This window comes from Streptococcus pantholopis, from assembly GCF_001642085.1.
Taxonomy (GTDB): Bacteria; Bacillota; Bacilli; order Lactobacillales; family Streptococcaceae; genus Streptococcus; species Streptococcus pantholopis.
This window is the reverse complement of the sequence record NZ_CP014699.1, coordinates 1737994-1751728: the sequence shown is the minus strand read 5'-3', so window position 1 is coordinate 1751728 and position 13735 is coordinate 1737994. Positions and strand designations below refer to the sequence as shown.

At 44.3% G+C, this 13735-nt stretch carries 13 protein-coding genes; all 13 read left to right on the top strand.

Annotated elements, in window-relative coordinates:
* The first annotated feature begins 149 nt into the window (after positions 1–149).
* The 13 genes from A0O21_RS08120 to A0O21_RS08060 all read left to right on the top strand — a co-directional run bounded on the left by A0O21_RS08120 (position 150) and on the right by A0O21_RS08060 (position 13612).
* Complete coding sequence (locus tag A0O21_RS08120) at positions 150–761, top strand: hypothetical protein (RefSeq protein ID WP_067064070.1); 612 nt, start codon at positions 150–152, stop codon at positions 759–761.
* A gap of 1 nt (position 762) precedes the next feature.
* Entirely contained in the window at positions 763–984 is a 222-nt protein-coding gene (locus tag A0O21_RS08115) for a hypothetical protein (RefSeq protein ID WP_067064067.1), read from the top strand.
* A 97-nt stretch (positions 985–1081) separates the two neighbouring features.
* Positions 1082–1711, top strand: coding sequence for a hypothetical protein (locus A0O21_RS08110; RefSeq protein ID WP_067064065.1), 630 nt, complete (start codon positions 1082–1084; stop codon positions 1709–1711).
* Positions 1699–3048 carry a hypothetical protein gene (locus A0O21_RS08105; RefSeq protein ID WP_067064063.1) on the top strand — a complete coding sequence of 450 codons (1350 nt, stop codon included), beginning with the start codon at positions 1699–1701 and terminating at the stop codon, positions 3046–3048. The genes A0O21_RS08110 and A0O21_RS08105 overlap by 13 nt, the downstream gene beginning before the upstream one ends.
* A 55-nt stretch (positions 3049–3103) precedes the next feature.
* On the top strand, positions 3104–3403 hold the full coding sequence (locus A0O21_RS08100) for a hypothetical protein (protein ID WP_067064061.1): 300 nt from the start codon (positions 3104–3106) through the stop codon (positions 3401–3403).
* 14 nt (positions 3404–3417) lie between these two features.
* Positions 3418–3936 carry a hypothetical protein gene (locus A0O21_RS08095; protein ID WP_067064059.1) on the top strand — a complete coding sequence of 173 codons (519 nt, stop codon included), beginning with the start codon at positions 3418–3420 and terminating at the stop codon, positions 3934–3936.
* 125 nt (positions 3937–4061) lie between these two features.
* Positions 4062–6563 carry a leucine--tRNA ligase gene (gene leuS, locus A0O21_RS08090; protein WP_067065245.1) on the top strand — a complete coding sequence of 834 codons (2502 nt, stop codon included), beginning with the start codon at positions 4062–4064 and terminating at the stop codon, positions 6561–6563.
* An 82-nt stretch (positions 6564–6645) separates the two neighbouring features.
* Positions 6646–6990: a DUF6568 family protein gene (locus A0O21_RS08085; protein WP_067064057.1), complete on the top strand. Its 345-nt coding sequence runs from the start codon at positions 6646–6648 to the stop codon at positions 6988–6990.
* A 774-nt stretch (positions 6991–7764) separates the two neighbouring features.
* Positions 7765–8118 (top strand): preprotein translocase subunit YajC, encoded by a 354-nt coding sequence (gene yajC / locus A0O21_RS08080; protein ID WP_067064054.1) that lies wholly within the window; start codon positions 7765–7767, stop codon positions 8116–8118.
* Positions 8119–8405: 287 nt separating this feature from the next.
* Positions 8406–9152, top strand: a complete 747-nt coding sequence (locus A0O21_RS08075) for an isoprenyl transferase (RefSeq protein WP_067065243.1) — start codon at positions 8406–8408, stop codon at positions 9150–9152.
* Between the two features lie 13 nt (positions 9153–9165).
* A complete protein-coding gene (locus tag A0O21_RS08070; protein ID WP_067064052.1) occupies positions 9166–9960 on the top strand; it encodes a phosphatidate cytidylyltransferase in 795 nt (264 codons plus the stop codon).
* Between the two features lie 190 nt (positions 9961–10150).
* The gene (gene rseP, locus A0O21_RS08065) at positions 10151–11410 is read left to right on the top strand and encodes an RIP metalloprotease RseP (protein ID WP_067064050.1); all 1260 of its coding nucleotides are present in this window, start codon (positions 10151–10153) and stop codon (positions 11408–11410) included.
* Positions 11411–11749: 339 nt separating this feature from the next.
* Positions 11750–13612, top strand: coding sequence for a proline--tRNA ligase (locus A0O21_RS08060; protein WP_099092224.1), 1863 nt, complete (start codon positions 11750–11752; stop codon positions 13610–13612).
* The last annotated feature ends 123 nt before the right edge of the window (positions 13613–13735 follow it).

Here is a 13735-nt window from a genome sequence, read left to right as displayed (position 1 = left end):
AATACAATTTCAGGGCTGCTTTTTCTTCTCACTTATGCTTAAATTTTCATTTGCTGGCAAAGGTCACTTGCTTTTTTGAAACTGCCATGCTAAACTGAAAAAAATTAAAACGAATGAACAATGTTATCTCAAACAATAAGGAGCAGGCTATGGCTAAAAGGAAAAAGTTAAGCAGACCGGCTAAAGTCTTTTGGGGACTGCTGGCTGTGGTCCTCATCGCCGTCACAGGAATTTGGGGGTATAATCGCTATATGGAACAAAAGAAGATTGATAATTTATATAAGCACGGTTTTAAACTTTTAGAGGAACAAACAGCACTCTATATAAAAGAAAATTATTCTGGAATTAGTAAAATTGAATTTTCTCCTATTTTCATTGATGGAGATGGAAAATTTACAATGTTAACAGCAGAGATAGAACCTTTTATTTATGATAATAAAGGAAATAAGGCAAAGCTAGGGGGGAAGATAGAAAATACAGCCTATGAAAGTTATGGACTGCTGAATGGTATTACTGCTTTAGACTATGATATCAATGGTAAAGAAATTATTTATTTAAAAGATTATGATGCCAACCTGGAAATAGATGTGTCAGGTTATAATACTCTACCTGATAAGGCTAAATTGTCATCAAGCAAAAAGATAGATAGCAATATGGAGGCGTTAGTTACAGATGGTCAACTTGAAGAAGTGAAAAAAAGTACTTTAGGTAGTCCAGATGCCGAAATTAAGTATAATTTAGAAATTAAGAAGGAGCGGTAAAATGGGATTAACTGATGAACAAATTCAAAGCCTTCAAAATGATTTAAAGAAAAATTTAGAAAAGAAAAAAATTTCTGAAGGTGAAAGATTTAGTAGCGAAGGGCAACTCTATGTAGTGGTACATAGGGTCAACGATACTACTCAAGCCTTAGCTGTAGCTCCGGTTTATTCAGATGGCCAAGTAGACTACAGCCAAACGGCTATCGTTGTGGCAGGGGCCTAAAAATGCTGACAAATGAATGGTACTTGTTTTTTCAGTATTACTATGCTATACTAATGAAAATTAAAACGAATTATCTACAGAGAACAAGGAGCAGGCTATGGCTAAAAGGAAAAAGTTAAGCAGACCGGCAAAGATTTTCTGGGGACTGCTGGCTGCTGTTCTCATCGTTATCACTGGAATTTGGGGGTACAATCGTTATATGGAACAAAAGAAGATTGATAATTTATATAAGCACGGTTTTAAACTTTTAGAGGAACAAACAGCACTTTATATAAAAGAAAACTATTCTGGAATTAGTAAAATTGAATTTTCTCCTATTTTCATTGATGGAGATGGAAAATTTACAATGTTAACAGCTAATGTTGTTCCTGTCGTATATGATGAAAATGGAAATAGTGCTTTACTTGGTATGCCGACTGAGAAAGAGGACCAAGAAAGTTATGGCCTTTTAGAAGGAATTTATGCTTTGGATTTTGATGTATGGAAGAATGATGTTGTTTATTTATCTGACTCTGCTTCAGGGAAAGAAATTGATGTTTCAAAATATGATTATTTACCTGATGAAGCAAAACTTTCTGAAAGTAGGAAAATTGATGAAAATATGGCAGCATTAATAGATGAGGGGCAATTACAAGGTATAGAAAAGTCGTCAGAAGGTAGCCCTCAGGCAGAGATAGAGTATAATGTAGAGATTGAGAAAGGGGAATACTGGGAATGGCAACGTTAACTGATCAAAATATGCAGTCCCTTCAAAGTAAAATCAAAAAAACACTGGATGATAAATCAATTATAAATGGTGATAAACCGCTCAAGATTGATGGGGTAAAATATCAAGTTGTCAACAGTGTCAACGATACTACTCAAGCTTTAGCTGTAGCTCCGGTTTATTCAGATGGCCAAGTAGATTACAGCCAAACGGCTATTGTTGTGGCGGGGACCCAGCCCGGTCTTAATGAATCGACCAAGAATGCTGTCGAGGCCAGCGGAGTTTTCGGCCTGACCGACGGGCAGCTGACCGCTCAGACCGAAACGATTGACCAGTTTTATCAGGAGACGGTGAAAAAGCTGGAAGTGCATAAGGGCACAGTCTCCAACATGTCCGGTTTCAGCCAGTCCGGTCCTGGTGTGGCTAAAGTCGGCGCCAAATACCAAGTGCCAAAGATTACCAACTTCACAGACTGGGCGGCAGCCCAAGCGGTAAAGAGCGGTGCCTTTTCTAACAGTGAGCTGGCTTATCTGAAAGACCATGCGACAGTTTATTCGGATTCCGGAAAAGATTTGACCTACCTTGATGGCGGCAAAGGTGAAATTCCTTACGGGAAGGTAGTGGTTGTTGAAGGGACGCAGGGCCTCAACGATCCCATCGGCGACCACGATCCAAAGTTCTTCCACATAAAAGGAGATAAGCTGGATATTGACTACTATGTGAAGAAGGGCCAGTTTGTCTCCGGCATGACCAAGGAGCAGGTGATTAAGGTAGCCAGAAAGAAGGCTAAAGAAGCTGCGAAAAACTGGGATATTAAAGATCCCAGCACTTGGTTTAACAGCACCGATTACCGGTTTTATCTGCTGAGATATGTTATGACCTACGGCGACTTTGCGGTTGGACCAAGCCAGACTGAGTTACTGAGCTCTTACAAGAAGACGGTTAAGGAGCTGAGAAGTCAGCTGAAAACAGCGACAGGGTCTAAGCGAATCAGCTTGCGGGAGGAGCTGTTGCGGGCAGTTGCTGAGAAAGCTAGGCTGCAGGCCGAGCTTAAAGTTCAAGAGATTAAAGATGAGATTGCTCAGGCAAAAGAAGCTCTGCAGGCTGACATCACGGCGACGCATCAGGCTATGTACCAAATAGCAGAAGAACTGACGGATAGTGAAGTGGCCGAACTGCTGAGCCCCTATACTATGGAGAATTTATGGGACAGTCAGGCAGAGGCCCAAAATCTGGCCGAAGCTGATGCCTACCAGAACAGGATGATGGCTTTTGCGGATAAGCTGGAAGCAGCGGCAGACAATCTAATAGCGACCGATCAGGAAGGGGCAGCTTTGTTTTCAACTAACAAGAAGTAGGCAGACAGAGGTGCATAAAGGGCATTGTAACTGAAGCATAGAAGGTGGGGTTCTTATGGGGATGGGAGTAACGGCTGATTTAGACATGCTTGTCCAAGCGGCCAAGGAGACTAAGAAAGTGCAGGAGCGTTTGGCCATTCAGGGGGCTTTGTCGGCAAAGCAAGGCGATTGGGAGAGCCAATCGTTTGATTTACAGAGCCGCTTAGAGACGAAAGCTTCTGAACTGCAGACTTTAGCGCAGGGGACGATAGCTTCTGAGCTGGCGGATTGTTTTACGGGTCAGGCAGCCGACAGTGCAGTGGCCTATCTGGCCGAATGGCCTCAGGCAGACTTTAGCAGCTTGATACGGGCTTAAAAGGGGAGGAAGAGATGAAAGATAAAGAAGAGCAATTGACACAGGAGCATTTGGAGCGGGTCAAAGCCATAGACGAAGCTGTTTGGCGCTGCGAGGATATGCAGCAGGAGGCCTCTAAGCGGACAGAGACTCTGACTAACTGGCTGCTAGAGCAATGCCGTGATCTGCCTGAGGCTATGCCAAGCCACACGATAGGGGCATTAGAAGATGAGCGTGACCAGCTGCTGCGTGAGATTCGTCAGAAAGAAGATGAGTTAGAGGAAGCTAGAACAGAAGAAACCACTGCCTACAATCAGGCTGTAGAGGAGCTGCAGGAGCAGCAGAAGAAGGAGCGTCAGCAGGCTGAAGCGTTAAGTATGCTCAAGTGGCGCTTGGGACTCAGTATCGCCCATGTAGCCTTTCTTGGATTACAGTCTGATAAGAGCAAGGGGCGTTTTCGCTGTGAGAGCTGCCGTTACGAGTGGGAAGCTGAGCTGTCATCTGTGACAGGCCGGAAGAGCTGCCAGAAGTGCGGGATTTCCTTTGAAAAATAAAGACATAAAAAGGCAGCCGTTTAGCTGCTTTTTCTTTTTCTGTTCATTCTGCGTAAAAATGATATAATAAAAAGGATAAATAGTTAAGAGGCCGCAGAAAACCGGCCGCTTAAATGGGAGGAAAAATGACTTTCTACAATCACCAAAAAATTGAGAAAAAATGGCAGGACTTTTGGGCTACTGACCATACATTTAAAACAGGCACAGATACTGCCAAACCCAATTTTTATGCTCTTGATATGTTTCCTTACCCCAGCGGGGCCGGCTTACATGTCGGGCACCCCGAAGGTTACACAGCAACGGATATTCTCAGCCGCTATAAGCGGGCACAAGGATATAATGTCCTGCATCCTATGGGCTGGGACGCTTTTGGGCTGCCGGCAGAGCAGTATGCAATGGATACCGGCAATGACCCCGCTGATTTCACTGCAGCAAACATTGCAAATTTTAAGCGTCAGATTAATGCGCTCGGCTTTTCTTACGATTGGGACCGTGAGGTTAATACAACTGATCCCAAATACTATAAATGGACCCAGTGGATTTTTACCAAGCTCTACGAAAAAGGGCTGGCTTATGAAGCTGAAGTACCGGTCAATTGGGTCGAGGAGCTGGGGACAGCTATTGCTAATGAAGAAGTTTTGCCTGACGGAACTTCTGAACGCGGCGGCTATCCGGTAGTCAGAAAACCGATGCGCCAGTGGATGCTGAAGATTACGGCTTATGCTGAGCGTCTGCTCAATGATTTAGATGATTTAGACTGGCCGGAATCCATCAAGGATATGCAGCGCAACTGGATCGGTAAATCTGTCGGAGCTAATGTCACTTTTAAAATTCAAGGGAGCGACCGGACTTTTACAGTTTTCACTACACGTCCGGACACACTCTTTGGAGCGACTTATGCTGTGCTGGCGCCTGAGCATGAATTGGTAGATGCTATTACAACTGAAGGTCAGGCTCAGGCTGTAGCAGCATATAAGCAGCAGGCCAGTTTGAAGTCTGATTTGGCCCGTACCGATTTAGCTAAGGAAAAAACCGGTGTCTGGACGGGAAGCTATGCTGTCAATCCGGTAAATGGCAAAGCTATTCCGATTTGGATTGCTGACTATGTTCTGGCAAGCTACGGGACGGGAGCTATTATGGCTGTTCCTGCCCACGATGAAAGAGACTGGGAGTTTGCTAAACAATACCAGCTCGACATCATTCCGGTGCTGGAAGGCGGCAATGTCGAAGAGGCTGCTTATACAGAAGACGGGTGGCATATCAATTCTGACTTTTTAAATGGTCTGGATAAAGCGGCTGCTATTGATAAGATGGTGGCTTGGCTGGAAACAGAAGGAGCAGGGGAAAAGCAAGTGACTTACCGGCTGCGAGACTGGCTTTTTAGCCGCCAGCGCTATTGGGGAGAACCAATTCCTATTATCCATTGGGAAGACGGGACCTCAACAGCTCTTTCCGAATCAGAGCTGCCGCTGGTTCTGCCTAAGACGGATGATATAAAGCCTTCTGGGACAGGAGAAAGCCCGCTGGCTAATCTGGCAGACTGGCTGGAAGTGACACGCGCAGATGGTGTTAAAGGACGGCGGGAAACCAATACTATGCCGCAATGGGCCGGATCCAGCTGGTATTACCTGCGCTACATAGACCCTCATAATGATCAAGCCTTGGCAGACCCTGAGCTGCTGAAAGCTTGGCTGCCGGTGGATATTTATATTGGCGGTGCTGAGCACGCCGTACTGCACCTGCTCTACGCCCGTTTTTGGCATAAATTTCTCTATGATCTCGGTTTGGTTGCTACTAAAGAACCCTTCCAAAAACTGTTTAACCAAGGGATGATTTTAGGCACAAGCTACCGTGACAGCCGCGGAGCTTTAGTTGCTTCAGATAAGGTTGAAAAACGCGATGGAGCTTATGTCAATATCGAAACAGGCGAAGAGCTGGAACAGGCACCGGCTAAAATGTCAAAATCGCTCAAAAATGTTATCAACCCTGATGACGTTGTAGAACAATTTGGGGCGGATACTTTACGGGTTTATGAGATGTTTATGGGACCGCTTGACGCTTCCATCGCCTGGTCCTCAGAACGCCTTGAAGGGAGCCGGAAGTTTTTGGACCGTGTCTATCGGTTGATAACGACCAAAACAATAACCAAGGAAAACAACGGTGCTTTAGATAAAGTTTACCACGAGACGGTTAAGGCAGTGACTGAACAAATCGAAAGTCTGAAGTTTAATACAGCAATTGCCCAGCTGATGGTCTTTATCAACAGTGCTAATAAAGAGAGTCAGCTCTTTATCGACTATGCTAAAGGCTATGTGCAGCTCCTTGCTCCATTTGCTCCGCACTTAGCTGAAGAACTCTGGCAGCATTTGACACAGTCAGGCCGGTCTTTGGCCTATGAAACCTGGCCAATTTATGAAGAGAAGTTTCTGGTTGAGGATCAGGTGGAGATTGTCGCTCAGGTTAATGGCAAGGTCCGCTCAAGGCTTCTTGTTGCTAAAGACACTGACCGCAAAGAGTTGGAAGAACTGGCCTTAGCCGACAGAAAAATTCAAGCGGCAACAGCTAACAAAACAATTGTCAAGGTCATTGCTGTTCCTAATAAATTGGTCAATATTGTTCTTAAATAGCTAGTAGCTGGCAGGTACGGGCTATAAGCCAGTTTTTCAAAACAGTTTCTCAATCGAGATAAAAAGAAAGCGAGGTTTATGTATGTCAACATTTGCTGAATCCATCAAAACATTTACAGAAATTTCTGCTGCCGAGGCGCAGGAGCATATCGTGTCAAACGACAAATTTATTTTGTTTGTCGGCCGGGAAACCTGTCCTTTTTGCCGGCGCTTTGCTCCTAAACTGGCTCAAGCGGCTCAGACATCTCAAGCGTCTGTCTATTTTTTAAACAGTGAAGCGGTGTCAGATAGTCAAGCCATTCAAGATTTTCGCCAGCAATATCATATTCCGACAGTACCGGGTCTTTTAGTGGCTGAAAACGGACAGGTCAGAGTGGTTTGTGACTCTTCTTTATCAGTAGAAGCCATCATTGATTTTATTGCTTAAAATGGCAGTTATGCAGATGTGGGCGCCAGATGCCTAAAAGGCTGCTGAACTCTCATTTTCAAATGCTGCATTCCTGATGACTTTGACTTGCCTGCTGACCTCAAATCTGGTATAGTAAAATCTGGTGTCAAAAACATCACATAGCGGTCCAAACTTGGAAATGAAAGAGTGAGGGAAAATCTTTTAAACTGAGCTTCTGTGTTACTGCTTACTGTCAGTCGTAGCTGTCTGAAGGACGATTTAAAAATAGGCCTTAGTGTTTGTTATAGTCTTGTGTGCAAGACGCTAGTCGTCTAGTGGCACTTTATTCGCTTTTCAAAGCTTTAAATGCCTACTAGGCTTTGCGAGGGTGGGGCAAGGAACTTTGTGGTCTAGGGTTCTGTCCCACTCCTTAGTCGTCTTGGCAGGGGTGCGTCTGCGAAATCAAAGATTTCGGACTTACCGCCAGCTGTAGCCGTCTGAAGGCTTTGTCGTCCTATCGGTCTGGCTTCTATTTTTGCTTTGCTCTTTTAACGGGCTTTGTATCTTGTTAATTGAACACGGCCTAAGAGCTGTGCAAAAAAGATAAAATCTCCTAGAGTCTCAGCGACTCTTCGTCAATTTTCCTATTTTTGCTTTGCTCTTTAAACGGCCTTTGTATCTTGTTGGAACTGAACACGCCCTAAAATCCTAGTGAAAAAGATGGCTGTCATCGTGATGCCAGCATCACTTGCCATCCCCTATTTTCATACGGATTTTTAGACGGGCTTTGTATCTTGTTTAAAGGAGGGAAATATGGGTTATTCAACTATTATTCTGCTTGTGCTTTTGCTGGGAATGATGTGGTTTATGCAGCGTACTCAGAGGAGGCAGGCGCAGGAGCGTCAAAATCAGTTAAATGCGGTTCAAAAGGGTGATGAAATCGTAACCATCGGCGGTTTATACGGTATTATTGATGAAATTGATACTGATAAAAAGCAAATGGTTCTTGATGTTGATGGTGTTTATCTGACTTTTGAATTATCAGCTCTTAAAACAGTTATTACTAAAGCATCTGCTGTGACTGAAGAAACGGCAGAAGCTGCTGAAGTATCTGCTGATGATGCTGCAGACACTCAGGAAACGATGGATTCTGCTATCGATCAATAGTGTCAGGCTGAGCAAGCAGCGGTTTACAGCGTTTTTACCTATATATAAGATTGCCGACAATAACAGAGGTTTGGCAATTTTTTATGCTTATTTTTCGGTGAAATGCGGGGAGTTGTCCCAGTCTGCCGAAGAATGAGAGTTAAAGCTGCTCTTTGCTGTTTCTGCTTTTGTTAGGAGCTTTTGGGCTTAAGAATTCTGCTGCTGTTGATGAGAATAATACATTAAGTGGTAAAAAAAGTTTAAAGTATGGTAAAATAATAGGAGCAGTAACTTTTTTAGGGTGGATAATGTTTAATTTTAGAAGAAAAGAAGAACATAACTTAGAGAAGATTCCCAACCATATCGCTATTATTATGGATGGGAACGGACGTTGGGCTAAAAAGCGGCTGCAGCCGCGTGTTTTTGGGCATAAGGCCGGGATGGAAACGCTGCAGGAGGTTGCAATAGCAGCATCAGATCTTGGTGTCAAGGTGCTGACGGTCTATGCTTTTTCCACTGAGAATTGGTCCCGTCCTCAGGAAGAAGTGAACTTCATTATGAATTTGCCTGTGGAATTTTTTGATCAGTATGTGCCCCAGCTTCATGCCAATAATGTTCGTATTCAGGTTATCGGGGAAACGAGCCGCCTGCCAGAGGCGACTCGTGATGCTATGGAACGTGCCCGGGTTAAAACCAAGCATAATTCAGGCTTGATTCTCAACTTTGCTCTGAATTACGGCGGCCGTGCAGATATTACCAATGCAGCCAAATTGATTGCACAGGAAGTCTTAGATGCTAAGCTCAATCCAGGTGATATCACTGAAGATTTATTTTCCAGCTATCTAATGACCAGCAGCCTCCCTTATTTGTACCGGGATCCCGACTTAATTATCCGTACCAGCGGGGAACAAAGGCTCAGTAATTTTCTGTCCTGGCAGGCGTCCTACAGTGAATTTTATTTTACACCGACTTTGTGGCCGGATTTTAAAAAAGAAGGACTTCTAAAAGCAGTTAGTGAATACAATCGGCGCCAGCGGCGTTTCGGCGGTGTCTAGAAAGAAGGAAATCATGAGAGAACGTGTTATCTGGGGAGCGGCTGCCCTGCTTATTTTCATTCCCTTTCTGATATGGGGGGGGCTGCCATTTCAGTTTTTTGTCGGCTTGCTGGCCATGCTGGGAGCGGCTGAAATGCTAAGAATGAAGAGGCTTGAAGTTTTTTCAATAGAAGGTGTCTTAGCTATGCTGGGAGCCTTTGTCCTGACAGTTCCATTGGATAATTATTTAACTTTTCTGCCGATTGACGCCAGTTTTTCGACCTTTGGTCTGCTTGTTTTCTTGCTGCTGGCAGGGACTGTCTTCAACAGTGATTCCTACTCTTTTGAGGATGCGGCCTATCCGATTGCTGCCAGTTTATATGTTGGTATCGGTTTTCAAAATCTGGTCAGTGCGCGTATTTCCGGAATAGACAAGGTTCTTTTGGCGCTTTTTATTGTTTGGGCGACAGATATCGGGGCCTATTTGATTGGGCGGCGGTTTGGCAGAAGAAAGCTTCTGGCCAAAGTTTCTCCCAACAAGACAGTAGAAGGAAGTCTGGGCGGCATTCTGTCAGCTTTGCTTGTCGCTTTGATCTTTATGCTGCTGCGAAGCAATGTCTATGAGCCTCGCAGTTTCTTTGCAATGCTGCTGTTTGTTGTTATTTTTAGTATTTGCGGCCAATTTGGAGATCTGGTTGAAAGTGCCATCAAACGCCATTTTGGTGTTAAGGACTCCGGTAAATTAATTCCCGGCCACGGCGGGATTTTAGATCGTTTTGACAGTATGATTTTTGTCTTTCCGATTATGCATCTTTTTGGCTTGTTTTAAGCCAGTCTTTTTTCAGTATTGGCTTGAGAGCTGCCTGTTAAAAAAGTGTTCAGCTTTTAAAAAATCAGCGTTTCATCCTTTTGTCTGTGAGAAAAATAAAGGTCAGATTTTCTGCTGGGAGTATTTAAAAACAGAGATGTTTTGTTTGACTGCGACAGCTTCTGCTTAAAAGACTTTTGAAAGGAAATCTATGCTAGGCATTTTAACATTTATTATTATCTTTGGCATTTTAGTTGTTGTCCACGAATTTGGGCACTTCTATTTTGCCAGAAGATCCGGTATTTTAGTCAGGGAATTTTCTATTGGTATGGGGCCAAAGATTTTTTCGCATATTGATAAACAAGGGACTGCTTATACTGTCCGTATTTTGCCTTTGGGAGGCTATGTGCGGATGGCCGGCTGGGGAGACGATGAAACAGAAATAAAAACCGGTTCGACAGTCAGCCTGACTTTTAATTCAGAGGGCTTAGTCAGCCGAATTAATCTGTCTCAGAAATATCTGGATCAGACAGCCCTGCCTTTGACTGTCCTGACTTATGATTTGGAAGATAAACTGGAAATCACGGGCCGGGTTTTAGATGAGGAACAAACTTACTCTGTTGCCCGCGATGCGACCATTATTGAGGAAGACGGCACAGAGCTGCGGGTTGCACCGCTTGATGTCCAATATCAAAATGCATCTGTTTGGGGCCGTCTCATGACAAACTTTGCCGGTCCCCTCAATAATTTTATTTTAGGTATTTTTGTCTTTATCATTTTAGTCTTTGTACAAGGCGGCGCTGCTAATCCCGATACTAATCAGGTCCGTGTAATCGAAAACGGGGCAATGGCCCAGGCTGGTGTAAAAGACGGGGACCGTGTCCTGCAGATTGACGGCCGTGATATTGAGAATTGGTCTGAGTTGACAGAGGCTGTCGGCAGGGCAACTGAGCATTTAGAGCCGGGAGGGACAATTGCGGTTACCGTTGAAGAAGACGGGCAGGCTAAGACTCTGGATATCCAGCCGCAAGAACAAAGTGGCTCTTACTACATCGGCGTATCTCAAGCCTTGAAGACCAGCTTCACAGATAAGATTGCAGGCGGTTTTAGCATGGCTTGGGATGGAGCCACTCTCATTGTGACAGCGTTAAAAAATTTATTGGCTGATTTTAGTCTGGATCAATTGGGCGGTCCTGTTGCTATGTATCAGTTGTCCAGTCAGGCTGCTCAAAACGGTTTGGAGTCTGTATTATCGCTGATGGCTTTGCTTTCTATCAATTTAGGAATCTTCAATTTAATCCCGATTCCGGCACTGGATGGCGGAAAAATCGCCTTTAACCTTGTTGAAATTTTTCGCCGCAAACCTCTCAGACAGGAAACAGAAAATTATATTACCTTAGCTGGGGTTGCTTTAATGATTGTCCTAATGATTGCAGTAACATGGAATGATATTATTCGGGCTTTCTTTTAATTTCTATTTCAGTTATCATTTTACCCAAGAACAGCTCCTTGCTCCTACTGCGGGGAAGTGCTGCTTTTGCTGTCTGAATGCCGATTTTTATGGCTTCAGCATCAGAATAAAACAGGTCCTGCCCGCCCAGAGGATAATGGGTTTTCTTAAACATTTCCTTATCCAGCTGCGCCGGCCCTGTTTTTCTAATACCTTGTTAAAATTCAGAACCAATAGTTACCATATCTTATTTGAAAGGAAGTGAATCAAGACGGGAGAAAGGTTAAAACAGAAAATTGTGCAGGCGTAAACACCGCTGTTTTATCGTTTTTATTGTCTTGATATCTCAAATCTTAACTTATGAAACAATCCAAAATGCTTATTCCAACGCTTCGTGAAATGCCAAGTGATGCTCAGGTTATCAGTCATGCGCTTATGCTGCGTGCGGGTTATGTCCGCCAGATTTCAGCTGGGATTTATGCTTACCTGCCCTTGGCTAATCGTGTGATTGAAAAGCTGAAAACGATTATGCATGAAGAGTTCGCAAAGATTGATGCAGTTGAAATGCTGGCTCCGGCTCTTTTGACAGCAGATCTTTGGCGTGAATCAGGGCGTTATGAAACTTACGGGGATGATTTGTACAAATTAAAAAACAGAGACCAGTCCGATTTTATCCTGGGGCCAACCCATGAAGAAACACTGACAGTACTGGTCAGAGATGCTGTTAAATCCTACAAGCAGCTGCCTTTAAATCTGTATCAGATTCAGCCCAAATACCGGGATGAAAAACGGCCGCGCAATGGCTTATTAAGAACCCGTGAGTTTATTATGAAAGACGGTTACAGTTTTCATGCTGACTATGCCAGTTTGGATGTGACTTATGAAGACTACCGCAAAGCTTATGAGGCTATTTTTAAGCGGGCAGGTCTTGATTTCAAAGGGATTATCGGTGACGGCGGTGCTATGGGCGGCAAAGACAGTCAGGAATTCATGGCTATCACACCAGATCGGACAGCTCTGGATCATTGGCTGGTTTTGGATAAATCTATTGCTTCTCTCGAAGAAATTCCGGAAGATACTGTGCAGGCTATCCGTGAGGAACTGCTGTCCTGGATGACAGCTGGTGAAGACACAGTTGTTTATTCTGATGGGTCCGGTTATGCAGCCAATTTGGAGATGGCAAGCAGCGAGTTCAAGACAGTAACAAAGGTGGCTGTACAGGAGGAAGTTGAGCGTGTTGCCACTCCGGACTGTAAAACCATTGATGAGGTATCAGTCTTTTTAGATGTACCTGTGGAACAAACGATTAAGACCCTTCTGTTCATGGCAGACCATGAGCCGCTTGCTGTCCTTCTTGTTGGCAATGACCAAGTGAACACCATTAAACTCAAGAACTATTTGGGAGTTGATTTTCTTGAACCTGCCAGTGAAGAAGCGGCCAGAGAGATTATGGGAGCTGGTTTTGGTTCTCTTGGGCCGGTTGGTCTGCCAGATACCGTTCGTCTGCTTGCAGACCGCAGAGTTGAAGCTATTGCCAATGCAGTTACAGGTGCAAATACTGATGGTTTCCACTTGACAGGGGTCAATCCTGGGCGCGACTTTAAGGCAGACTATGCCGATATCCGTGAAGTAAGAGAAGGTGAGATGTCTCCGGACGGTAAAGGGACTCTTAAATTTGCCCGAGGAATTGAAATCGGTCATATCTTTAAACTGGGGACACGCTATTCTGAAAGCATGGGGGCAACGGTTCTTGATGAAAACGGCCGCGCTGTTCCTATTGTAATGGGAAGCTACGGAATCGGTGTCAGCCGTATACTGTCAGCTGTAATTGAACAGCATGCCCGCTTGTTTGTCAATAAAACACCAAAAGGTGATTACCGCTATTCGTGGGGGATTAATTTCCCTAGCGAACTGGCGCCTTATGATATTCATCTAATCACCGTTAATGTCAAAGATGAGCAAGCTAATAGCTTGACGACTAAGATCGAACGTGACTTACAGGAAGAAGGCTATCAAGTGCTGACCGATGACCGCAATGAGCGTGCTGGTTCCAAGTTTTCTGACAGTGATTTAATCGGTCTGCCAATCCGTGTAACTGTCGGCAAAAAAGCAGCTGAAGGGATTGTTGAAGTAAAGATAAAAGCAACAGGCGACACCATTGAGGTTAATGCCGAAAATCTAAGTGAAACGCTTGAAATTTTAGGAAAAGGGAGTTCTGAGTAGAGTTAAGGCCCGCTCTCTGCCTTTTAGCCGATATATTAAAGTTAGAGAGCGGGGCAAAAATCGGTAAACCATCATAAAATGACGCCTTCAGTTTTACTGCCCCAGCTCCTAATCAGCCACTGC